The 24992-nt window shown below is 67.1% G+C and carries 8 protein-coding genes and 1 pseudogene; all 9 read left to right on the forward strand.

What is annotated here, in order from left to right; genetic code table 11:
- Positions 1–44 precede the first annotated feature (44 nt).
- Positions 45–4082 carry a type VII secretion protein EccCa gene (gene eccCa, locus ACZY08_RS07230; protein ID WP_463743859.1) on the forward strand — a complete coding sequence of 1346 codons (4038 nt, stop codon included), beginning with the start codon at positions 45–47 and terminating at the stop codon, positions 4080–4082.
- On the forward strand, positions 4079–5521 hold the full coding sequence (eccD, locus tag ACZY08_RS07235) for a type VII secretion integral membrane protein EccD (RefSeq protein ID WP_463743860.1): 1443 nt from the start codon (positions 4079–4081) through the stop codon (positions 5519–5521). Before eccCa ends, eccD begins: the two co-directional genes overlap by 4 nt.
- Positions 5521–6903, forward strand: a complete 1383-nt coding sequence (gene mycP / locus ACZY08_RS07240; RefSeq protein ID WP_463743861.1) for a type VII secretion-associated serine protease mycosin — start codon at positions 5521–5523, stop codon at positions 6901–6903. Before eccD ends, mycP begins: the two co-directional genes overlap by 1 nt.
- Positions 6904–7020: 117 nt before the next feature.
- Positions 7021–8448: pseudogene (locus ACZY08_RS07245) on the forward strand (MinD/ParA family ATP-binding protein); the annotation flags it as partial.
- A 255-nt stretch (positions 8449–8703) separates the two neighbouring features.
- Positions 8704–9168 carry a YbaB/EbfC family nucleoid-associated protein gene (locus tag ACZY08_RS07250; protein ID WP_463743862.1) on the forward strand — a complete coding sequence of 155 codons (465 nt, stop codon included), beginning with the start codon at positions 8704–8706 and terminating at the stop codon, positions 9166–9168.
- A 4-nt stretch (positions 9169–9172) separates the two neighbouring features.
- Positions 9173–9469 (forward strand): WXG100 family type VII secretion target, encoded by a 297-nt coding sequence (locus tag ACZY08_RS07255; protein WP_463743863.1) that lies wholly within the window; start codon positions 9173–9175, stop codon positions 9467–9469.
- 56 nt (positions 9470–9525) lie between these two features.
- Positions 9526–24495 (forward strand): alpha/beta hydrolase, encoded by a 14970-nt coding sequence (locus ACZY08_RS07260; protein ID WP_463743864.1) that lies wholly within the window; start codon positions 9526–9528, stop codon positions 24493–24495.
- Entirely contained in the window at positions 24492–24749 is a 258-nt protein-coding gene (locus tag ACZY08_RS07265; RefSeq protein ID WP_463743865.1) for a DUF7161 family protein, read from the forward strand. The genes ACZY08_RS07260 and ACZY08_RS07265 overlap by 4 nt, the downstream gene beginning before the upstream one ends.
- Positions 24750–24751: 2 nt before the next feature.
- Entirely contained in the window at positions 24752–24988 is a 237-nt protein-coding gene (locus ACZY08_RS07270) for a hypothetical protein (protein WP_463743866.1), read from the forward strand.
- The last annotated feature ends 4 nt before the right edge of the window (positions 24989–24992 follow it).

Raw genomic sequence — 24992 nt, forward strand, 5'->3', positions numbered from 1 at the left:
AACAATACCCAGCATCCGGCTCCGTGGCTTCCGGGGAGGGCAGGTTGAGTACGCAGGGATTCGTCCGCCGACTTCGGGTGGCGCCGCCGAGGATGCCCGGTGGCGAGGTCAGCCTGGCCCCACCGCCCGAGGTTCCGCGGTCCATCCCGGGCAACCTGGCGATGCGCCTCATGCCGTTCGTGATGCTGGTCGCGGTGATCGGCATGATCGCGTTGATGGTCACCGTCGGTGGCCGCGACATGGCCAGAAGCCCGATGTTCCTGCTCTTCCCGATGATGATGATCATGTCGATGGTCGGCATGTTCATGGGCGGCGGGAAGGGCAATGGCAAAGCCGCCGCCGAGCTCAACGAGGAGCGCAAGGACTACTTCAGTTACCTGGCGAATCTTCGCGAGGAGGCCGATACCACCGGGGCCGAACAACGTACGGCACTGGAGTGGAGTCATCCCGATCCGCGGGCGTTGACCGATGTGGTGGGCACCCGGCGGATGTGGGAGCGGCGGCCCAGTGATGCGGACTACTGCCACATCCGGGTCGGTATCGGGACCCACCGGTTGGCGACCCGGTTGATGGCGCCCGAGACCGGCCCGCCCGAGGACCTGGAACCGGTGTCGACCGTGGCGCTGCGCCGGTTCGTCAAGACCCATTCCGTGGTGCACGCGCTGCCGACCGCGGTGTCGCTGCGGGCGTTTCCGACCATCAGCTTCGAAGGGGAACGCACGCTCGCACGGCAGTTGGTGCGCTCGATGGTGTTGGAACTGTGCGCCTTTCACGGACCCGACCATGTGCAGGTGGCGATCGTCACGGCCAACCCGGATGGTGAGAGCTGGAGCTGGGTGAAATGGCTCCCGCACGCGCAACATGCGTCGACCCGCGACGGCATGGGCTCGATGCGGCTGCTGTTCCCCACGCTGGAGCTGATGGAGACGGCACTCTCGGCGGAGCTGGCCGAACGCGGCCGGTTCACCCGCAACGCGCAACCGACCCAGGGACTCAAACAACTCGTGGTCGTGCTCGACGACGGATTCGTCACCGGCGACGAGCAGCTGGTCACCGATGCCGGGTTGGACAGTGTGACGCTGCTCGACCTCAACGGCCTGCGCCCCGGCGGTTCGGCCCGCCGCAGCCTGCAGCTGGTCGTCGAGGGTGATGACGTGGCCGCGCGCACCGCGGTGGGCGTCGAACGATTCGCCACCCCGGACACGATCACGATCCCCGAAGCCGAGACCACGGCCCGGCGGATCGGGCGCTACCGCCCGGCCAACGCCGCGCACATCGTCAGCCTGGAAGCCGATTCGCGGGCGGTCGACCCCGGCCTGATGTCGCTGCTGAAGATTCCCGACGCCGCCGGGATCGTGCCCGAGCAGGTGTGGCGGCAGCGATCCCCGCGCGAGCGTCTGCGGGTTCCGATCGGTATCACCCCGAACGGTCAGCCCATCGAACTCGACATCAAGGAGGCCGCCGAGGGCGGGATGGGCCCGCACGGGCTGTGTATCGGCGCCACCGGATCGGGAAAGTCGGAATTTCTTCGCACCCTGGTGCTTTCGATGATCACGTCGCACTCGCCCGAGCAGCTCAACCTGGTGCTGGTCGACTTCAAGGGCGGGGCGACGTTCCTCGGCCTGGACGGCATCGCCCACATCGCGGCCATCATCACCAACCTCGAAGACGAGCTGACCATGGTGGACCGCATGCGCGATGCACTGGCCGGTGAGATGAACCGCCGCCAGGAACTGCTGCGCTCTGCCGGAAACTTCCCGAACGTCACTGAATACGAGCGCGCTCGGGCCGCGGGTGCCGACCTCGATCCACTGCCCGCACTGTTCATCGTGGTCGACGAGTTCTCCGAGCTGCTCTCCCAGAAACCGGATTTCGCCGAGCTGTTCGTGATGATCGGCCGGTTGGGCCGCTCCCTGCACATGCATCTGCTGCTGGCCTCACAGCGCCTGGAGGAGGGCAAGCTGCGCGGCCTGGACTCGCACCTGTCCTACCGGATCGGTCTCAAGACGTTCTCGGCCGGTGAATCGCGCAGTGTGCTCGGCGTCCCCGACGCGTACCACCTACCCAGCGTGCCTGGTTCGGCGTTCCTGAAATGCGATGCCTCCGAACCCATCCGGTTCAACGCTTGCTATGTCTCGGGGGACTACGTCAAACCACGGATATCGGCGCGTACCGGGCGGGTGACCCAGTTGGGGGCGCTGGCGCCGAAGCTGTTCACCGCGACACCGGTCAAGAAGGATCCGGTACCCGCGAGAATGCCGTTGCCGCACGATGTTGCGGAGGTCGAGCCGGAAAGGGCGAGTTCCGGACCTAGCAAGACCACGTTGCTGGACATGGTGGTCAGCCGGTTGCGCGGCCACGGCAGGCCCGCCCACGAGGTGTGGCTGCCGCCGCTCGACGACAGCCCCGCGGTGAACGAACTGCTGCCGGAATCGGATTGGTCGGCACCGGCCAACGTCAACGGCCGGTTGTGGATGCCGATGGGCGTGGTGGATCGACCCTACGATCAGCGCCGCGACGTGCTCATGGTGGACCTGTCCGGCGCCCAGGGCAATGTCGCCGTGGTCGGCGGGCCGCAGTCGGGCAAGTCCACCGCACTGCGCACACTGATGCTGTCCGCGGCCGCGACCCACAGTCCCGAGCAGTTGCAGTTCTACTGTCTGGACTTCGGCGGCGGCACCCTGACCAGCCTGGCCAAGTTGCCGCACGTCGGCGGGGTGGCCGGCCGGATGGACGCCGACGCGATTCGGCGCACCGTCGCCGAGGTGGCCGGGGTCCTGAGGTCCCGCGAGCAACTGTTCCGTGAACTCGGTATCGAATCCATGCGGGATTTCCGTCAGCGCAAGGCGCGGCTGGCCACGCTCCCGCCGGCCGAGGCCGCGCAAGATCCGTTGAGCCAGGACAACTTCGGCGACGTGGTGCTTGTCGTCGACGGCTGGGCGTCGATCAAGAGCGACTTCGAGACACTCGACCCCGTGATCCAATCGCTGGCCATCCAGGGCCTCTCGTACGGCGTTCACGTGGCGATCACGGCGTCGCGCTGGATGGAGATCCGGCCTGCGGTCAAGGACATGCTCGGCACCCGGGTCGAGCTCCGTCTGGGCGACCCGATCGACAGCGAGGTGGCGCGGCGGTCCGCTGAGCTGGTGCCGATCGGGCGGCCCGGACGCGGCATCAACTCCGAGCGGCTGCACATCCTGATCGGATTGCCCCGGCTCGACTCCAGTTCTGCGGTGGAGGATCTGCCCGCCGGGGTGGCCGGCGCCGTCGAGGCGGTGCGCGCGCACTATCAGGATCGCGAGGCGCCGAAGGTGCGGATGCTGCCGCATGACGTGAACCGCGACAACGTCGTGCGGGTGGCCCGCGATGCCGGGCAGTTGAGCAAGGCCCGAATTGCGATCGGTATCAACGAAGAAGAACTGGCCCCCGTCGTACTGGACTTCGATTCTCAGCCACACCTGGTGGCCTTCGCCGACACCGAGTGCGGAAAGACCGGTCTGCTGCGCAACATCGCAGCCGGTGTGATGGAGAACGCCAGCCCTGTCGAGGCCAAGATCATCCTGGTCGACTTCCGTCGCTCGATGCTCGGTGTCGTCCCCGACGAATACCTCGGCGGCTATGCCACGGCCCCGCAGTCCTGCAACGATCTGATGACAGCACTGGCCGGTGCGCTCAAAGATCGCCTGCCTCCCGACGACATCACCCAGCAGCAGCTCAAGGAACGCTCCTGGTGGTCGGGGCCGGATCTGTTCGTGATGATCGACGACTACGACCTGATACCCGGCGGATCGCTGAGCCATCCGCTCGGACCGCTGGTGGAGTATCTGCCGCAGGCGCGTGACATCGGTCTGCGCGTCGTGGTCGTCCGACGCAGCGGTGGTGCCGGGCGGGCGATGATGGATCCGATCATCGGGCGTCTGAAAGACCTGTCCTGCAACGGTTTGGTCATGAGCGGCAGCAGAGATGAGGGCGGATTGTTCGGCGGATACAAGGCCGGCCCGATGCCTCCCGGCCGCGGCATGCTGGTTTCCCGGACCACCCGTAGCGGCGTAGTCCAACTGTCCCGGATGCCCGACCTGTGACCGGGGTCGAGGAGCTTCGCGAGCTACACGTGGTATCCGCGGCGCCCGAGGCGATCCGGGTGTCGGTGGTGGGCGGTCGCACCCAACTCGATGTCGCGCTGCCGGCCGATGTCCCGGTGGCGGCGTTCCTGCCGGAGTTGGCCCGGTTGGTCAAATCCCGCGACGCCGAACGCGACGACGACCTGGCCGACCGCGACGAGCGACGGACGTTCTGGGTGCTCAGCCGTGCCGGCGGAGCCGGTGCGCTGGAGCCCGATCGGACTCTGCGCGCCGCGGGTGTGGAAAACGGTGAACTGCTGCATCTCTCGGCTCGCCGGGCGTTGTCCCCACCCACTCTGTACGACGATGTGGTGGACGCGGCCGCCCGGCTGAACCGAGCCTCATACGCGGCCTGGAGTGCCACCGCGGCGCAGACGATGGCCTTCGCCGGGTTGTGGCTGTGCTCGGCGGTATGGGTGGTGCTCCTGCTGGCGCCCGCTTTGTCGGCGCACCGGCCGGTGGTCATGGGCGCGACGGCGCTGACGATCGCGGCGCTGGTCGCAGGCGGCGCACTCGTGCGACGGACGCTGGCCCGGGCCGACATCGCCGCAGCGGTGGGGCCGCCCGTGATCGCCATCGGCGCCGCCGCGGCCTGGGTGCTGGCCGCGCCGCGCGGGGCGATCGGCCTTGCCTGCGGATGCGCAGTGTTGTTGGGGCTCACCGCGATCTGTTACCGCGTGATCGGTACGGGCCACTGGTCGTACGTCGCGGCGGCGGTCGTCCTGGGCTTCGGGACGGTGGCGTTCGCGGGCCGCGCGTTGGGCGCGCCCGTCGCGGCTGTGGCCACGGTCGTCGCGGTGGTTGCGGTGTTCGGCTGCCTGGCCGTGCCGGGGCTGACGGCGCGGCTCGACCAGTACCCGGTGGCGTCGGCCGACACATCACGTACCGACGACCCATTCACGACGTCGGCAGGACAGGTCCCTTCGGGCACCCCGATGCCCAGCGCCGAGCAGGTATGGGCCAGGGTTCACTCGGCTGTGCTGACCCGGTCAGGCCTGTTGGCCGGCGCGGCAACGGTGGCGCTGATCGCCGCGACGGCGCTGATGCGGGTCGAGACAGGTTGGCCGGCATTCGCTTTCGCTCTGATCTGCGCCTCGGTGCCGGCGTTGCACGCCCGCCGGGCGGCCACCTGGCCGGAGCGTGTTGCGCTAGCGGTGCCCGCCCTGGGGCTCGCGCTGATCACCTGCGTGCAGGCCCAGACCGGAGGGTGGCCGTTGCAGCTCACCGGCGTGGTGGTGCTCGCCGCGCTGGCAGTCGGCGGCGTGGGCGCGGTATTACCGGCTGCCCCGCAGATCCGCCGGTTGCACATGGCTGCGGTTTATCTGGAGTATCTGGCCGTGGCGGCGGTGATACCGCTGGCACTGTGGCCGCTGGGGCTGTACGAACGGCTGGGCCGGTAGTGAGCGCCCGACGGTGCGCGGCAGTCGCGACGGTCATCGTGACGGTCGCCGTGGCCGGCTTCGGAGCACCCCCGGCCGGTGCCGTGACACCGCCCGTCGTCGAACCCGGTCCGCCGCCGAGTGGGCCCGTCGCACCGGCGCAGCCCACCGAACTGAAGGCGATCTGCGGTATTCCCACCGGTGTGCTGCCGGGCACCGACTTCACCAAACAGACCAGCGCCGAGGCGATGCTCGAATATCGCCGGGCCTGGCGCTTTTCCCGCGGCGCGGGGCAGAAGGTGGCGGTGATCGACACGGGTGTCAACCGTCATCCGCGACTGCCCGCGCTCGAGCCCGGCGGCGATTATGTGTCGAGCAGCGACGGCCTTGTCGACTGCGATGCGCACGGCACCCTGGTCGCCGGGATCATCGCTGCGGTCCCCGCCGACGGTGACAGCTTCGCCGGGGTAGCCCCGGAGGCCGCGATCCTGTCCATCCGCCAGAACAGCGGTGCCTACAGCGTCGCAGGCACGAGTAGCAGCCAGAACGACGATCCCAATGCGACGTCGATCGGCTACGGCAACACGCACACCCTGGCGCTCGCGATCACCCGCGCGGTGGATCTCGGCGCCACGGTGATCAACCTGTCCGAGGTGGCCTGCGCGCCCGTTTCGGCCGGGTTGGACGACCGCGAACTCGGACGCGCGGTGCGATACGCCTACGAACGCAATGTCGTGGTGGTGGCTGCTGCGGGCAACTTCAACAGCCAGAGCATGTGCAACGCGCAGAACAACATGAACGATCCGAACCAACCGCTGCACAACGGATGGAACAGTGTCAGCACCATTGCCAGCCCGGCCTGGTTCGCCGACTATGTCCTGACGGTCGGCGCAGTGACCACCTCGGCCACTCCCGCTGACTTCAGCCTCCACGGTCCGTGGGTGGCGGTGGCCGCCCCGGGGGAGCGGGTCACCTCCCTGGATCCGGGCGGGCCCGGACTGAGCAATGGACAGCTCGGCCAGCAGGGGCTCGCTCCGCTGAACGGAACGAGCTTCGCGGCGCCGTTCGTCTCGGGTGTGGTGGCGTTGATCCGGTCGCGGTATCCCGGTCTGACCGCCGGCGAGGTCAAAGATCTCGTTGAACGCACCGCCCGTACTCCCGGGAATGGACCCAACCAGGCCACGGGTTACGGAGTTGTGGACCCAGTCGCGGCACTGACCTACCAGCTCTCACCTGCGGCCGACGGTCGCGATGTCACTGCCTCTTCACCGATCAGCGGGCCACCGCAACCTGATCCAGGTAATGTGCGGGCCCGCAGGATCGTCTTCACCGTCACCGCGGCATGTCTTGCGTTGATGGTGGCGGCGGTAGCGGTTGCTGCTGCCCGGCGACGGACCAGGTGAGTTAGGGGAAAGATGCCGGACGAGAATCGGCCGATCGGCGAGCCCAGATCGCTCGACGACTTGGCTCCTGGTGAATTGGACGAGGTGGAGGCCCGGGCCGCCGCGTTGCTGGAACAGATTGCGGCGCAACGATCAGCCCGGCAGATCCATACCGCGACGTCGCCCGCCGATGACGTGACCGATGCCTTTACGAAGCCGGCTCCCGAGCCCGAGCCCGAGCCCCCCGCCGAGCCGCCGGCCGCCGCGCCGGCCCGTAGGCTGGCCCCGCCGCCGTGGCAGATGCACAGCTCGATCGGATCCAGGGAATTCGCCGAGCGGTTCGACCTGGACGAGCCACGGCGCCCAGAGCCGGAACCTGCGCCTGAGCCCCCGGCGCCTGAGCGCCCGGAACCGCTGGTGCCCATTCCGCCGCTGCCGGAGGCGGCAAGACATTCACCGCTGCCGGAGGCGGCAAGACATTCACCGCCGCCGGAGGCAACGAGGCCGCCACTGCCGCCCCCGCCCCTGCCGCCGTTGCCACCGCCACCACCGGGTTTCATGCCGCCATTGCCGCCTCCGCCGCTGCCACAGCCGCCGGGCGCGGTCCAGCCACCGCAGTACTCGCCAGTGCCGCCTTCGCTTGATGACGCCGGGATCCTCAACCGTTCCCGCACCGCGCCGCATTCCGGATGGCGCCGTGCCGTACACCTCGCGAGTGCTGGACGGGTCAGACCTGGTGAATCACGCAAAGAGCGGGAGCACGAAGACCTGCTGGCCCAGATTCGTCAGCCGATTGCCGGCGACTTCCGGATCGCCGTGCTGTCGATCAAGGGCGGGGTCGGAAAGACCACCACCACCTTGGGATTGGGCTCGGCGCTGTCGATGATGCGCCATGACCGGGTGATCGCGGTGGATGCGAACCCGGACCGCGGAACGCTCGCCGAACGGGTGCGGGACGTGTCCAGTGAGTCCACGGTGCGCGACCTGCTGTCGGATCCCGATATCCAGCGCTACGCCGACGTACGGAGCCACACCCGGATGGCGGGCAGCCGTCTGGAAGTACTGGCCAGCGAGCAGGAGCCCGCGGTTTCGGAAGTGTTCGGCGAATCCGACTACCGACGCACCGTCAGCATCCTGCGTCGCTACTACAACATCATCCTCACCGATTGTGGCACCGGCATCATGCATTCGGCGATGGCGGGCGTGCTCGATCTGGCGCATGCGATCGTGCTGGTCAGCTCGCCGGCGATCGACGCGGCCCGCAGCGCGTCGGCAACGTTGGATTGGCTCATGCAGCACGGACACTCGGCGTTGGTCCGCGAAGCCCATGTGGTGCTCAGCGCTTCCCGCCCCGGCTCGGCCAAGCTCAAGCTGGACAAGGTCTACGAACACTTCGAGGCCCGATGCCGCTCGGTGCACATGATCCCGTTCGATCCGCACCTGGCCGAGGGGGCTGACGTCGACTTCGACCTGCTGGAGCCGGCCACCCTCCAGGCCTATCTGGAACTTGCCGCGGCAGTTGCGGAGAAGTTTCCCAGACTCCGTGGCGGACCTCAGTACCGGTGACGGCGCCCGAACCGGCCCGGGGTTGAGGCAAAGAACTCGCGGATCGGTCGACGGCATGAGAGCTATCGCCGGGGGATGCGGACTGTCGAGTAAATCTCGGTTATCTACGCGACGGTGGCAAATTGCGGTGTGAGTGGCGTTGCAACGATGGCAATTTCACAAACGTAATTGTTCATGCACTCAAATATGGTCGGTCGTAATCGAATTCGGCAAAGAACGTGGCGGCGCCTTTGTGGATCTGGAACACTTGTCGGAATGAGTAACGATGCCCTCCGGCATCAGATGACCGAGGTGCTCGCCTTGGTCTCCGAGCAGATGGCCGATATCGCTGCAGTGCAGCGCGAGCAGGCGCAGCTCACTGCGACTGCCGAGGAGGCCGACGGCTTGGTCCAGGTGACGGTCGACGCCCGTGGTCATGTCGTCGAAACCGTGATCGACGAGACATATCTCGACGAATACGAACTCGAAGAGCTCGGTGGCCACGTGACGGCGGCCGCGCAGTCCGCGGCGCACGTCGTGGCGCAGCGGTCGGCCGCGCTGATGATGCCGATCGAAGAACGGCGCCGGATGATGCCGGCACTGTCCGACATCGCCGACAGTGCACCCGATCTGCGCGACCTGACCAGATCCGTGTTCGGCAATGACGATGCAGGTGTCGAGGCGGGCGAGCCAGAGGACACCGACCGGGACGAATCCGCATTCCCCACCGTGAGGAGCTGAATCGATGGCTGACGAGCTCGGTGTCGGACCTTCTGACCTGCGGGCAACCTCGAGGAACCTGAACGATGTCAGCGTCAGGATGAAAAACGTGCTGTCCACCCTGCAAGCCAATCTGGCGGCCGAAGGTGCCGCGTGGGGTGACGACAAGATGGGTGACGGGTACGCGAAAGGCAGTGCGGGGTATTTGGCGCAAAAGGACTGGGTCGACGGCTCGGTGGCGATAAAGACCGATCTGCTCGACTACTACTCGGACGGTTTGAAGGGCTCTGCGGACTCCTTCGAACAGAACGACCAGCCGTAGCCGTCAACCGGACGGGGTGGTGCGCCGCGTAGGCCCGTTGCCACACCAATTCGCCTATGGACATCCAGATCCCACCCGAACTCCAGTGGGTGTCATATCTCGCGGGTGGTGAGTGGCCGCAAGGCAGCGAAACCCGAACCCGCCGAATCGGCGAGCATTATCAAGCTGCGGCCGAAGCACTGCAGGACCTCGTCCCGGATCTGAACAGGGTCCGTGGTGAGACGATGTCGGTACTGACCGGCGACACCGCCGACGCAGCGGATCAACAGTTCGCCATGCTGTTCGACGGCGACTACACGGTGGACAAACTCTCCCAAGGCATCTCGGGAATGGGTGAGGGCGCCACCAATTTCAGCTCCGAGATCGAATACAGCAAGCTGTCGATCATCGTCGGGCTGGCACTCGCCGCCGCCGAGATTTCGTACAGCCTTGCCATGGCGGGTCCCACCTACGGGGCGTCGACGGCTGCGATTCCCGTCATCGAGACAACGACCATCGCGTGGATACGCGCACTCGTGATGTGGGCGATCAGGCGTCTCGGCGAGAAGATGGCCGAACTGCTGACCAAGACGATGATGAAGAGGCTCCTGCACGAAGGCTGGACGGAAGCCTTGGAGGAGCTGGGGCAGGGTCTACTCCAAGAAGGGATTGTCCAGGGCATCCAGGCCAACAACGGACATTCCGCTTACCGGTGGGACCGGTTCCAACAGACGGCGATCTCCTCCGTGGTCGGTGGCGGAGCGGGCGGAGTCACGGCCGTGCCGGTTGCGCATGGGCTCGGACCCGCTCGCAACCGGTTAACCGCGGCGACCAAGGGCGCAACCACCATGTTCACCGCCGGGGTGTCGGGCAACGTGGCCGGCACATTGGCGGTGGGCGGCGAATTCGACACGATCTCGATCCTTGCCAGTTCCACCAGCACCAGCATCGGTGGTCTGAAAGGTATCGGCGGAGGCCACACGCCGCAGCAGAACAACCAGACCAATCCGGCAGGTCCCCCGCGGCCCGATGCCCCGAACGTCGGGCTGCGGGGTGAGAATCCGGATGCGGAGCTCGACACCGGCCGGCAGGACAGCGATGACGACGGTGAGAATGACACCAACCGAACTGCGCCGAACGATTCCGCCGGGCAGCCGGCCGCTCCCGCCAAGTCGAGTCCGGGACGCGCCGGCGCCGGCCAGACGAATAACACCACACCGCAATCGGATTCGAAATCTGCGTCCCGCAACGGCGAACAGCACGCCGCGGCCGGCAAGCCGACGGTCCAGGACTCCGACCAGACGCCGGATCAGGCAGACACCGATACCGACACCGATACCGACACCAAGGACGAATCCGACGATGCGCCCGCCGTCGCGCCGGAAGGGCAGCACTCACCGAATACGCAGCATGACAACAACGACTCGGCTGACATTCCCGCCGATGAGCCGGCGCACACTGCCACGCTGAGCTCGGACCAGGATGTCGCCAATCCCGCGGCCAACGTTGCGACGACGGACGTGCCGCATGCCGCAGTCGCCGCAGAGCCGGTGTCGGTCGATACCGGGCAGGTCGACGGGACACCGGTCGGTAGTACGCAGGATGTCGCTCAGGTCGCAGACGTCGCACAGCAACCTGCTGATCCGGCGCAGCAGGCTTCCGTGCCGGACGCTCCCGAACAGCAGGCCCCGGCTGTCGGTGCCCCCGCCGCACCGTCATCGCCGAGCACGGTGTCGTCGGTGCCCACTTCGCAGACCCCGGTCACCACTACGCCGAAGACACCCGAGCAGAGCGCCAAACCGACTGCAGCGAAACCAGATTCAAAGTCAGCCGACCCCAAGCAGGAAGCTCCGACCGCGCGGCCCGCCGGGCCGGAGGCGCAGGTGGCGGGCGTGCCGGCCGCGCAGGTCCAGGACACCGCCCAGCCTACGAATCAGAGCGCCGCCCAGGACATCAACGAGGACGTCACGCCGGCGGGTGTGGCGCCCGAGGTCACCGACACCGGCGGTCCGCCGCATGGCGATCGGAACTGTCTGCTCGATGCGGCCGACGATCTGTCCCAGCACTTCCGCAAGCAGTACCAGGTCGACGGGGAGCCGACGTCCACCGGAATGCCGGCGCGGTCCCTCTATCAGGCGATCCGGTCGCGGGCCGACTTCGCCACTTACCGCGAGATCGAGGCCACGCTACGCAGCATGAAACCTGGTTCGGCCGCGGTCATCACGTCGGCGTGGGCCGGCGACGGGCAGCGTCAGGGCGGGCACGCCTACGTAGCGGTCTTCGACGGTAAAGACGTGTACCTGCTCCACCGCGGCGAGCGGAAGGGGTGGCCGCCGTCGTGGGGTGAGCACGCGGTATCGACGACCGCGGTCGGTTTCCTTGATTCACAGGGCGATCCGGTCGACGAGCTCGGGCTCCGCCCCGATGATCTCGATGCCGCGATCGCAGTCGGCGACGTACAGGGCACGCCGGACCAGACCCCGGGTGAGCAGTGGCAGGGCGTCACCCGCCAGAGCGATCTCGCCGATCAGGCACTCGCCAAGCGAGATGGCGAGCTGCGAAATCCGTTGGGGTTGATGGAGTCTGCTGACGCGCGGGCGCGCGCCAACGCGGCCTGGTGGGCCGCGCTCTCGGGGGAAGAGCAGCGTGCCGTGATCGACGTGCACCCGCAGCAGATCAGCAACGCCGAGGGGATCTCGCCGAAGGCGCGCCATGAGGCGAACACCAAACTGCTCGAAGGCGAGCGCAACCAGTTGAAGTCCTGGCGTGACAGCGGTCATCGCCTCACCAGAGCGCAGAGCAAGATGCTGGCGCGGCTGGAGCGGATTCAGAGCTCGCTGACCGAGGCGCAGACCCAGGCTCGGGAAGCGGGCATCGACGGTCCGCTGCTGTTGGCTTTCGATGCGTCGGAGTTCGGTGGTCGCGGTCGCGCGGTCGTCAGCTTCGGCACCGATCCGTATCAAGCGAATTCGGTGTCGTGGCATGTGCCCGGCCAGGGGGTGACGATCGACCGGATCGGTGCCACCATGGCCGACGCGCTCAACCACCTACAGGCTGTCCAACAGGGCAATCCGACCCAGACGGCTGCCGCGATCGCGTGGCTCGGTTACGACACCCCCAGCGGCTGGAACCGTTGGCGCGCGGTCGGACACCAGCTCGCCCGTGAAGGCGGAGCGATCCTCTACAGCGATATCCGGGCGTTCAACGCCGCGCGTGACACCTTGGCCGCCGACGGTGGACACTTCAACGAGAACCACATCTTCGCGCAGGACTACGGCACCACCGCGGTCAGTTATGCCGGTCGAGATGGCCGGTTGGCACACGATATTCGCGCCATCAGCTTCACCGACTCGCCAGGGACGGGGCCGGTACGCCATGCCTCCGAGTTCGGCCTCGGTACCGGCAACGTCCGAGTCGCATCGTCGGCGCGAGAGCTGCCCGCCGTGCTCGCCGGGCGCACGCCGATCGTCGAGGTGAATCTCGGCACCGATCCCGCCGGCGAAGCGTTCGGGGCGAATTCTGAGACCGAGACTCCGGCCGATCCTCCCGAGCACACCACCGTTGAACCCACCACTCGCACGACCGCGAATGAGGCTCTGGCGCAACGAGAGCCAGCGGTCGGCATCGACGAGGTGGTCAATCCGCTGGGCCGGGCGGACGATGCCGTGACCCGGGCCGAGGACAACGCCCGGTGGTGGGCGAGCTTGTCCGAAGCGCAGCGCCAAGCGCTGATAGAGACCTATCCCAGGCAGATCGGTAACTCCGAGGGGATCACACCGACGGCCCGCGACAAGGCGAACCGTCTTGCCATGGAGCGCGCCCGAGATTTTGTGCAGAACAAGATCGATCGTGGTGAGAAGCCCACCAAGGGCGAATTCAAATTGCTGCGACGCATGAACAACCTTCGCAACGCGTTGGCGACGATGAAGAGCGAAGCGGCGGCGGCCGGGATCGACCCACCACTGGTCCTGGCGTTCGACTCTCCGGCGTTCGGCGGTGACGGGCGGGCGGTCGTGAGCTTCGGGGCCGACCCGTACGTGGCGGATTCGGTGTCGTGGCTGATCCCTGGGTTCGCGACGACGATCGACAAGCTTGAAGGCAACATGCGCAACGCGCTGAACCATCTGCAGTCGACGCAACAGGAGAATCCGGACCTGGCAGCGGCGTCGATCGCCTGGATCGGCTATGACGCGCCCAATGATGCGGCCATCCCTCGCGTCGCCGCGCGTGGATTGGCACGCAAGGGCGGGGAGATTCTCTACAGCGACATCCGGGCGTTCAATGCTGCGCGCAACACGCTGGCCGGGGACGGGCCTCGATTCAGGAACAACCACATCTTCGCGCACTCCTACGGATCGACCACTGCGAGCTACGCCGGTAAGGGCAGTCGGCTGGCCGAGGACATCAACACGGTGACATTGCTCGGTTCGCCGGGTGCGGGTCCGATACGGCACGCCCGGGGATTCGGGATCGGCGCTCAGAACGTTTTCGTCGCATCGTCGTCGCTGGATCCGGTTACCGGGTTGGGCGGGCGTTCACCGGGACAGAACGGCCGGTTCCTCGGACGGGGACTGGGCCTCGATCCGGCGATGAAAGACTTTGGTGCGGTGCGGATCACCGCGCAATTCCCTGATTCGATGAACGACTTGAGTGCGGTCGGGACGCACCGGAGCTACTACCAGTACATGCCGGGCGACGCCGATCCGCGGGTACGCACCGAATCGCTGGCCAACTTCGGTCGGATCGCCGCCGGGCACGCCGAGAGGCTGCACACGGAGAGATACCGGCGGGTTGTCGATGGGCGCACCGTGGATCCGGCTGCCGGACGGCCGCTGCGGCTGGACAGTGATACAGACACCGAACAGGCGAAGGAACTGCGCCGCTGGAACCCGCGGTGGCATCCGGGCGAGGTCACCCGCACGACCGACCCACTCGTGGCTGACGCTCTGCGACAACGGAATCCGCAGGTATCCATCGACGGGATGACCAACCCGCTGGGAGACGAGCCGCAGGCCGCGGCTCGGGCCCGTGCCAACGCGGAGTGGTGGTCGGGATTGTCGCCGGATCAGCGGCAAGCGCTTCTGAACGCGCATCCCTTCCAGATCGGCAATGCCGAAGGCATCCCCGCCGACGTGCGCAATGACGCCAATCGCCGTGTGCTACAGCGCTATCTGGATCGCGCGGCCGGTATTCAGGAGCTGATCGACGCCGGCACCAAGCCGAACGACGCGCAGCTGGACTTCCTGCTGCGGGTGAAGAAGCTCGAGAGCACCCTGGCGCGCGCGGGCGAGGCGGCCCGGCAGGCCGGGGTGGGAGAGCCGTTGATCCTGGCTTTCGATCCGCCGGCCTTCGGCGGCGACGGCCGGGTGCTGGTGAGCTTCGGGGCCGATCCGTATGTGGCGGATTCGGTGTCGTGGTACGTGCCCGGGTTGGGAGCGCAGGTCGACAAGCTCGACTACGTCATGCACTGCGCATTGAACATCCTGCAGTCGACGCGGAGTGAGAACCCGTCGCTCTCGGCGGCCTCGATCGCTTGGCTGGGCTACGACGCGCCGAACGGTTCGGCGACGCTCAAGGTCGGGAGCACCGATCTGGCGGAAGCCGGCGGTGACATCCTGCACGCCGACATCAGCGCGTTCAACGCGGCGCGGGATGCGTTGGCCGGTGACGGCAGCCATTTCAAGGGCAATCATGTGTTCGGGCATTCGTACGGTTCGACGACGACCAGTTTCGCGGGCCGCAATGGCCGACTGGCCGACCACATCGAGTCGGTGACGCTGATCGGTTCACCGGGTGCCGGCCCGCTGAGCCATGCCCGCGATTTCGGCATCAGCACCGACCGGGTCTTCGTCGCGTCGTCGTCCCGGGATTTCGTCACCGGCCTGGGCGGGCGGACATCGGACTCGCACGGCCGTCTCGGACGCGGGCTGGGCACGGACCCGGCGATGGATACCTTTGGCGGACAGCGAATTCGTGCCGAGTTCCCGGCGTCGATGGACCGCAAGGACACCACCTCCACTCACAACGCGTATTTCGACTTCCAGGAGACGGACGGGCCTGGTACGCGGCAATGGCTGGTCACACCTTCGCGTGCGGTCCCCTCGGAATCGCTGGCCAACCTCGGTCGCATCGCTTCCGGAAACCTGGACGGGCTCCAGTTCGAAGAACACCGCACCGTGGCCGAGCGGCCGGGACGTTTGTTCGGCACTCGCCGCGAGACCGTCGAACCCGCGGCGACCCGCAGCGGTAGCCAGCGGCGCAATTGGTGGAATCCGCGGTGGCGGGCATCCGACATAGACGTCGATCCGCAGCAGACCGTTGCCGAGCCCGACTGGTCGGAGACCGAGGACAGCAGTGAGGCCCACCGCAGGGAAGTCCTCGCGGCTGCAGACAGGTTGTTGCAGCAGCGGATTCCGCCGGTCGCCATCGACGGCATCGTCAACCCGCTGAACGGGTCCGGCGATGCCGTGGCACGAGCCGAAGCCAACGCGCGATGGTGGTCGTCTCTGGACGTCGACCAGCAGCAGACCCTGATCGATGCGTATCCGACCCGGATCGGCAATGCCGAGGGTATTCCGCCGGTGGATCGTGATGCGGCGAACCGTCTTGCGATCGACCGCTTCCAGAACCACATGCAATCGATGATCGATCGTGGTGTTCGGCCGAGCGACGCCGAGCTGAATTACCTGCTGCGGGTCAACCGGTTGGAGGCCGGCTTGCAGCAGATGGGGCGCGAAGCATCGGAGGCCGGACTTGACGCGCCGCTGGTGCTGGCGTTCGATCCCCCGGCGTTCGGGGGCGACGGTCGCGCGATCGTCAGCTTCGGTGCCGACCCGTACCAGTCGGATTCGGTGTCGTGGTTGGTGCCGGGGTTCGCCACGACGATCGACAAGCTCGAAGTGAACATGCGCAATGCGTTCAACCACGTGCAGTCGACGATGCGTGCCGCTCCGGGGCTGACGGCAACCTCGATCGCCTGGATCGGCTATGACGCACCCAACGGTTCAGCTGCCGGTCGGGTGGTCGGCCCTGAGCTCGCGCGCCGTGGCGGCGAGATTCTCCACAACGACATCCGGGCATTCAACGCCTCGCGTAATACCTTGGCCGGAGACGGAAGCAGATTCCGGGGCAACCACGTCTTCGCCCACTCGTACGGTTCGACCACGGCAAGCTACGCGGGCAGTGACGGCCGACTGAAACACGACATCACCACAGTGACACTGGTGGGCTCACCGGGAACGGGACCGATTCGGCACGCAGGCGCATTCGGCCTCGATCCTGGCAACGTGTTCGTCGCGTCTTCCTCGCTGGACCCGGTGACTGCATTCGGCGGGCGTACTCCCGACGAGGATGGTCGGGTCGCCGGGCGCGGGCTGGGTATGGACCCGGCGATGGAAGAGTTCGGTGCCGTGCGGGTGGCCGCTCAGTTCTCCGATGCGATGAACACCCCGCGCACCTTCGGTACCCACAAGAGCTACTTCCACCACCACGCGGATGATGGTGCCGGCCCGCCGGTGCGTACCGAATCGGGGGCCAACTTCGGGCGGATCGCGGCGGGCCGAACCAACGATCTGCAACTGGAAGAACCTCGCCGGTTGGTCGACGGGCGCACCGTGGAACCGGCCACCGGACGCATGTTGCGCCTGGATGGGGACATCCAAGTGGATCAGGGCGAGCGCCGCGCGTGGAATCCCCGATGGCGTCCGGGCGAGGCGCCGCCGTCTGACGTCCAGGTAGCGGCGGATGAGCTACTGCACCAACGGAATCCGCGAATGACTGCCGCGGACCTGGTTCACCCGTTGGGCACCGGTCCCGAGGCAGTGGCGCTGGCCCGGCAGAACGCGGCCTGGTGGGCCGGGCTGGAAGAGGGGCAGCGCCAGATTCTGGTGCAGGCGTACCCGCAGGAGATCGGCAACGCCGAGGGCATCCCTTCCGCCGTCCGAGACCACGCCAACCGCGAGGTACTGCGGCAGCACGCCCGGGAGGCCGCCGAGGTGCAGGCCAAGATCGACGCGGGCCAGAAAGCCACTCCGAAGGAAGAAGCCTTCCTGGTCCGGATCAACCGGCTAGAAACTGCGATGCAGCGGGCCGACGACGCCTCCCAGGTGGCCGGGGAAGGCCGGCCACTGTTGCTGGCACTCGACATGGGTGCGTTCGGCGGTGATGGCCGTGCGCTGGTGAGCTTCGGGGCGGACCCGTACACGGCGGACTCGGTGTCGTGGTACGTCCCCGGCCTGGGCTCACAGCTGGACAAGCTCGACTACATCATGCACTGCGCGTTGAACATTCAGCAGTCTGTGCACGCCGAGAACCCGTCGTTGTCATCCGCCTCGATCGCCTGGCTGGGCTATGACGCACCGAACGGATCGGCGTCGGCACGGGTGGCGGGTACCACTTTGGCGCAGCGTGGCGGCGAGATGCTCTACACCGACGTCAGCACGTTCACCGCGGTCCGGGATGCATTCGCCGGGGACGGAAGCCATTTCAATGGCAACCACGTATTCGGCCACTCGTACGGCTCGACCACCACGAGCTACGCCGGGGTCGACGGGCGCTTGGCTCCCCACGTCACGACGGTGACGCTGGTCGGTTCACCGGGTACCGGCTCCTTGCAGCATGCCGGCGATTTCGGCCTCGACGAGGGCAGGGTTTTCGTGGTCTCCTCGTCGCGGGACTTCGTCACCGGCCTGGGCGGTCGGACGCCGGGTTCGATGGGGCGCTTCGGGACCGGCCTCGGCACCGACCCGGCGATGGACACGTTCGGTGCGCGACGCGTCAGCGGCGAGTTCCCGGCGTCGATGGATCGCAAAGACACCCTGACGACCCACAACGCGTACTTCGACTTCCTCGAAACCGACGGCCCGGGTACCCGGCAGTGGTTGGTCACCCCGTCACACGCGGTGCGTACCGAGTCGCTGACCAACATCGGCCGCATCGCCGCCGGAAACTACGACGACGTTCACACCGAACCGCACCGTACGGTCGACGGAAACCGTTCCCGCACCATCGAACCCGCGGCGGCCCGGCCGGTCATGCGGCTCGACGACGATCCCGGTGTCTTTCACCCGACCGATACCCACCAACGGAACCGCGTCCCACGCTGGGCCCGGGGCGGCGACTGCGCGCAGGTCCTGACACAAGAAGTATCGGCACGGACCGGCCGAAACATCCAGCTCGACGTCGCGCCCTCACGCCGTGGCACGCCCGCGCGCGCGATGTTCAAAGCGTTCGGCTCCAGCGCCCATTTCGCGACGTACGCCGATATCGAACGGACGCTGCTCGGCAGGCCCTCGGGCTCGATGGCGGTGATGGCGTCGCGCTGGAGCGGGGGACAACCCGTCGGGCATGCGTACATGGCGGTCAACATCAACGACCGGGTGTATCTGTTCGACCCGCACACCCGGCAGTATTCGGGTTGGCCCCCGCACTGGGGCCAGGACGCGGTGGCCCAGACCGCCGTCGGCTACCTGGACAAGAACGGCGTTCCCGTGGAACGCGGGCGGTGGTACAACCAGTTCGCCGCGGCCGCCATCGGCCGGGTGCAGGGGCTTCCCGACGGCCTGGCCGACGGAAACATCGACACCAGAACGGCAGTCGACCGGGATACCGCGAGTCGTGCTGCGCTGCAGCACTATCGAGACCGGGCCGACCATATCCGGACAAAGCTCGACCAGTTCGGCTCGACCACCCGTGAAGAGCGTGCCTTCCTGGAGCGCATAGATCGGCTCGACCTCGCGGTGCGAAAGGCCGACGCCGACGCGGCGCGGGCAGGCCTCGACGCCCCGCTGGTGCTCGCGTTGGACACCTCGGCCTTCGACGGCGGTGGGCACGCCGTCATCAGCTTCGGCGCTGACCCGTTCCACGCTTCGAACGTGACCTGGCAGACTGCCCGTGGATCGATCGAGCAGCTGGGCACCGTCACGGCCCGCGCGCTCGACGGGCTGCAGGGATCCCAGGATTCGGCGGCCATCGCGTGGATCGGCTCGGACACCGGGGCACTGCATCAACAACTGGCCGAATTCCACGCCACCCGGCAGTCGTTGGGGGAGCCTGGGCCGTTCACTGGGAATCACGTTGTCACCCAGGCTGACTCGCGGATTCCCGCGGAGCGGCCCGCGACCCAGGTGGTGGCTCATCGGGGAGCGTCCCACGACTTCCCGGAACAGACCCGGGCCGCGTACACCGAAGCGCTGCGGCAGGGGGCGGATGCCCTCGAATGTGATGTCCGGCTCACCAAAGACGGTGAACTGGTGCTCATCCATGACAAGACCGTCGACCGCACCTCGAACGGGACCGGTCGCGTCGGCGACATGACGCTGGCCGAGCTGCAGGCGCTCGACTTCGACGGTCACGGCATTCTCACCCTCGACGAGTTCATCCAGCTCGCCCAAGACGCAGAGCAGCCGGTGACGTTGTTCATCGAGACCAAACATCCTGCGCAGCAGGGCTTGAAGATCGAGCGCGAAGTGGTCGCCGCGCTGGAACGGCATGGGCTGACCAACCCGGGGCCGGACCAGTTGGTCAAGGCGGCGGTGATCTCGTTCAACCCCGATGCGCTGGTGCGGGTCCGCATGGCCGCCCCGAACGTCCCCACCGTCCTGTTGGGCCCGGCGGCCCGGTACCTGGCCGGCATAGTGGGCGCCACGGCGATCGGCCCGTCGATCGAAACGCTGCGTAACAACCCCGAACTCGTCGGGGCGGCGGCCGCGCGAGGATTGGCCACCTACTGCTGGACGGTCAACAACGAAGCCGACGTGCAGTTCGCGCGGGATCTCGGCGTGGACTGGGTCGCCACCGACCACCCGGGCCGCACCGACGCCATCTTGGGGGATGCGCCTATCCGCCCACAGGCGGAGCACGAAAGTACGAACACTGCAACAGAGCCCGCTCACAGCGAGGCGGTTCGGCAGCTGGCCGATGACGCCCTGTCGCGGCGGATACCGCCCGTGCGGCCCGACGAGCTGCGCAACCCACTCGGTCCGGCCGAGGAAGCCTCCGCGCGTGCGACCAACAACGCTCGTTGGTGGGCCGGCCTGAACGAGGAACAGCGCAACGCCCTCGTCGAGACATACCCGCAGCACATCGGCAACGCCGAAGGCATCGCGGCGGCGGACCGTGACCGCGCGAACCGCCATGTCCTGCAGCAGATGCGCGAACAATCGGATGCGGTCCGGTCGAAGGCGGACCGGGGAGAACGGCCGACGCGCGCCGAGCGGCAACTGCTGCGCCGCATGGACAAACTCGACCTCGCGATACGCAAGGCTGATGGCGATGCGGTGCAGGCCGGGCTGAAGCCTCCGAGGCTGCTGGCGCTCGACGTCTCGGCGTTCGGCGGCGACGGACGCGCCGTACTCAGCTACGGTGCTGATCCGTACACCGCGGAATCGGTGTCGTGGCATGTGCCTGGAGTGGCCAGCTCGGTCGACTCGTTGCTGGGCTTCAACACCACGTCCGCACTAAATCATCTGCAGGCAGTGCAGCAGGAGAATCCAGGGTTGTCGGCGGCTTCGATCGCCTGGATCGGATACGACGCCCCGAGCGGCTGGAGCATCTTGCGTGCTGCCGGTCACGGCATGGCCCGCACCGCCGGCGACATCCTCTACAGCGACATCAGAGCATTCAATGCCGCCCGTGACACGCTCGCCGGCAACGGCAGCCACTTCGCGGGTAACCATGTCTTCGGTTACTCCTACGGATCGACCACCGCCGGATACGCCGGGCAGAACGGAAGATTCGCCGGCCACGTCCGAACCGTGTCCCTGGTTGGCTCGCCGGGCGCGGGCCCGGTGCGTACCGCCGGCGAGTTCGGAATCGGCGCCGACAGCGTGTTCGTCGCCTCCTCGGCACGAGATGTGGTCACCGCGTTGGGCGGACGTACCTCGGGCTCCAATGGACGGGTCTTCGGCATCGGTCTCGGCACCGACCCGGCCATGGATTCCTTTGGTGCCGTGCGCGTCACCGCCGAACCGTCGGTGTCGATGAATCGTTTGCTCACGGGCGGCACCCATCACACCTATTTCCTGAACACGGAGGCGACGACAAACCTCGGTCGCATTGCCGCCGGGCGTACTGACGCCGTCACCACCGAGCAACACCGCACCGAGCTGGGCCGGAGTCGGCACGCGCCGGCGCTGCGTACGGTCGAACCCGCCGGAGATCGGGTGGGGGGCAATCGGTTCTGGAATGTGCTGTGGCGTCGACCACCCAACTGTGCGGTCACCGTCACTGAAGAGTTGTCCTCTTTGTTCGAGGGCCGCAAGTTCGGGTTGGATGCCAGGCCGTCACGGCGCGGTGTACCCGCGCGGGCGCTGTTCCAGGCGGTCGGCTCCGATGCGCGGTTCGCGACATACGACGAGGTCGAAGCGACTCTGCTGGGCGATCCGTCGCTGCGGGTGGCCGTGCTGACCTCACAGTGGGCCGGTGGGCGACAGGGCGGTCACGCCTACCTGGCCGTGAAGGTCGACGGTCAGGTGCAGCTGTACGACCCGCACACCCGGAAGTACTCGCCGTGGCCCCCGCACTGGGGACAGCACGCGGTGACGCAGACCGCCGTCGGCTATCTGCAGACCAACGGCGATCCGGTCGGCCCGATGACCGTCGACGTCCCACTGCAGCTGGACGCAGCCGATGCGGTCGGCAATGTGCGAGGCCCGCAGACTGATCCGGACTTCACCCGGCGGCAGGCCGAATACCGCGCACAGGATCCGGCCACCCGTCTCGTGGACACGCGCTACGCCGAACCGCTGGGTGACGTGGTCGACAATGCCGCCGACCGGGCCCGGGTTCATCAGCTCGCCCAGGACCTGTCCGGCAGGTACGGCCCGTACTTCGTTCAGATGGAAGCCGAGGACTTTACCCGTTCGGTCCAGCTGACTGGCGACATCTTCGACGGCAACAAGAAGATCGGCACCATCATCCGGGAGTTCGTGCGGGATCCTGACGGCACCCTCGTCGCCGTGCACAGCGGCCTGCACATTGATGATAAGAAATTGCGTGGCAAAGGGTTCTCCAAGGCCGTGACCTACGAGCTGGAACGCTTGTACGTGCGCTCCGGCTTCGACCGCATCGAGGTGACGACCCACGACAAGGGCACCTTCGCCTTCGCCAGACGCGGCTACGCGTGGAATCCCCGGCCCGACCAGCTGCTGCAATCGCTGGACCGGGTGAAACAGTCGGCCGGCAAGCTACGTGAGACCGTCAGCGACGAAGCCAAGGATCTTCTGGATCAGGTTGTATCACAGTTGGATCCGAGTAATCCGCGCCTGTCGGAACCCATCGACCTGGCAAGCCTGGCCACCCGCGAGGAACCGGATCTGGGCCAGCGCCTGCTGGATGGTGCGGCCGGGAAACACACCAACGCCGTGAACTACGTCAAATACCTGGACTTGGCATCGGTCCCGTCAACCCGGACCGGTCTGAAGGGGTGGCTGCAGAACCTGTTCGGGCGCGACTCTGCTTCGCGTCTGACCGACGACAACTGCGCCTATGACGTGGCCGGCGAGTTGTCGCGGATCTATCCCGGGCGCTTCGATCTGACCTATCCCCCCTCGAGCACCGGCGTGCCGGCCTGGGCCCTGTTCCAGGCGGCGCAGTCCCGCTCCGAGTTCGCGACCCATGACGACATCGAGGCCGAGCTGCTGGGCAGGCCTGCCAGATCGTCGGCAATCGTGGTGTCGCGGTGGGCATCCGATAGTGGCCGACAGGGTGGGCACGCCTACCTCGCCGTCACCGACGGCCGACAGGTGCAGCTCTACGACCCGAAGACCAGGCAGTATTCGCCGTGGCCACCGGAGTGGGGCGACGCGGTGGACCTCACCGCCGTCGGCTACCTCGACGAGAACGGCGAGGCGATCCGACCGCTGCACGACGTGCCGCTGCAGCTGGGCATGCGCGCCGCCGATTCGGTTGGGGATGTCAAGGGGCATCCCGAACCAGGTCCGGACGGTTTCGATACCGATCCGGTCCGCGTCCTCGGCCTGCCCGCCCACGCATCCGGGACGCTGTCGGAGGGCCAGTCAATCGCGGCGTTCAGCCAGGGTGAAGCGCGGATGCGTGACCTCAACGACCAGCTCAGTCGCGACGGCGTCAACGCCGAGGAACGCGCGCGTAGGCTGTCGGAACTGCGGAACTCATTGCGCGCGTGGGCCTATGACCTGATGAGCAACCGAGAGGCCGCGGAGTTCCTGGCGCGCGCCACGGTCAACCCGACCTTCGAGGATCTAGTTGCCCGGAACGTGGAACGCGGTCTGACGGGCGACGCGGTCTTCGAGGCGATCATCGACAGCTCGACGCACAGCCGCCTGGCTCCGGGCAGCCTGACCGACATCGAAACCGGTGCGGTGTACTCGCAGTTCGAGCTCGGACTGCGGGCGCTCAACGAGCAGATGGTCAGTGACGGCGTCAGTGCCGAAGAACGGGCCAGGCAGCTGTCCGGGTTGCGCAGTTCGTTGCGGTCCTGGACCCGGGAACTGATGGAGAACCGCCCGGCGGCGGACTGGATGGCGGCCAACGAGAGCAACCCCAGCTTCGAAGACCTCGTCGCCCGGTACGAACGCAAGGGGCTCACCGGTGACGACGTCTACAACGCCATCATCGACGGGGCCACCCACAGTCACTACTCGGCGGGGACCCTGAGCAACGAGGAGACCCGCACCGTCTACACCAACTACGAGCTGCGGATGCGGGAACTGCGGGACCAACTTCTGCGCGATGGCGTGAGCGTCGAGGAACGAGCCAGGACCATGTATGGGATGCGGGCAACCATCCGCAGCTGGACCCGGTCCCTGATGGCGGACCGCGCGACGGCCGACTGGCTGAACGAGAACGAGCAGAATCCGACGTTCGAGGCGCTCGTGGAGCGAAACCGGGCGAAGGGCCGCGTCGGCGATGAGATCTACGAGGCCATCATCGCCAGCTCCACGCGCAGCCGTGGCAGTGTGAACGAAGATCTCGGCATCGATCCGGAGAATCCGCCCGATCTGCCGCCGATGAGAGGGCCCGACGACGACGGCCCGCAAGATCAAGATCAGGAAGGTGACACGACATGAGCAGCGAGCAGCCCACGCCGTTGCGCTTCGACCAGTCGGGGCTGCGCGGTAGGCGCGCGCGCGTGCTCGTCGACGAGCCCACCGACGAGATCGACTGGCCGGCGAACCTGCCCGCAGGGATCAAAACCGTTGTCATCGTGGACGACACGCCGAACCCGCACCACACGCTGCGGGTGCATCCGGTCGACGATCCCGATCAGGTCGCCCTCGTGGTGTTCGACCAACTGGCGTTGGATCAGGACGGTGGGGAGTAGGCATGGACCCACGAAGAATCGAGCTCAACCGCAGACACAGCCGGGAGATGAGTGCGCTGTTCACGCAGTTCCACGACGCTCATCCTGACATCGAATCCGAGCTCGACGACGGCCAGATGACTCCGGAGCAGGGTGCGGAGTGGACGGCGTTCAGCGCACCCCTCCTGGCCAGACACCAGGCCGAACGCGCTGCACTCGCCGATGTGATCGAAGCCGAGCAGAAGAACACGGGAAGGTAGACGC

This window comes from Mycobacterium sp. IDUB_9 (assembly GCF_055419505.1).